Origin of the sequence: Rhodopirellula maiorica SM1 (assembly GCF_000346295.1) — a bacterium.
GTDB classification, from domain to species: domain Bacteria; phylum Planctomycetota; class Planctomycetia; order Pirellulales; family Pirellulaceae; genus Novipirellula; species Novipirellula maiorica.
In genome coordinates this window covers 1-536 of sequence record NZ_ANOG01001113.1, presented here as the reverse complement: position 1 = coordinate 536, position 536 = coordinate 1, and the positions used below count along the sequence as shown (strand labels likewise).

At 49.6% G+C, this 536-nt stretch carries 1 protein-coding gene; it reads right to left on the bottom strand.

The window, feature by feature from the left end; translation table 11 throughout:
* Positions 1-354: 354 nt before the first annotated feature.
* Positions 355-536 (bottom strand): hypothetical protein (locus RMSM_RS43290; protein ID WP_008709608.1); only part of this gene is annotated, 182 nt, incomplete at its 5' end.

Sequence of the window (536 nt, the reverse complement as noted above, 5' to 3'; positions counted from 1 at the left end):
CCATCCGAGCAAGTTCCCCTCGCGCCCGTTCGCCCACCACCGAAGAAAGATTAGGATTAAGAGTAGGATTAAGATTAAGAATTTTGATCGCTCAGAGCGTCATTCATTTGCAACCGTGCCATTCAGGGAGCCAGATTTTCCGAACTTATAAATCACAGGTTCGGCGAAATTAACGATCCTTTATTGACCGCGATGCGGTCGAACAATACAGCCCGAGGTCGCGCAGCGCAACCTCGGGGGCGGTAATCGCAACAACACGAACCCCAACGGGGTCGGACAATGCTGCTGATGTCCACGGGGATGGCAGAATGATTGCTTGACAAAATGATCTCCAGCTTCGAGATGCTTTGGTCTTTAATCATGTTGCCCGTCAATCATTTGGGATGAAGTGTGTTCACCGTACGACTCTTGTCCTTCCGAAAACAATTGAATCGCCAAAGTTATTGCCGAACGTTTTCTGAGAGCAACATCAGCGGTTGCTTCTGGCAGGAAAATGACGAGGGCAGGAAGATCGGATGCTGCAGAATGATCCTGCT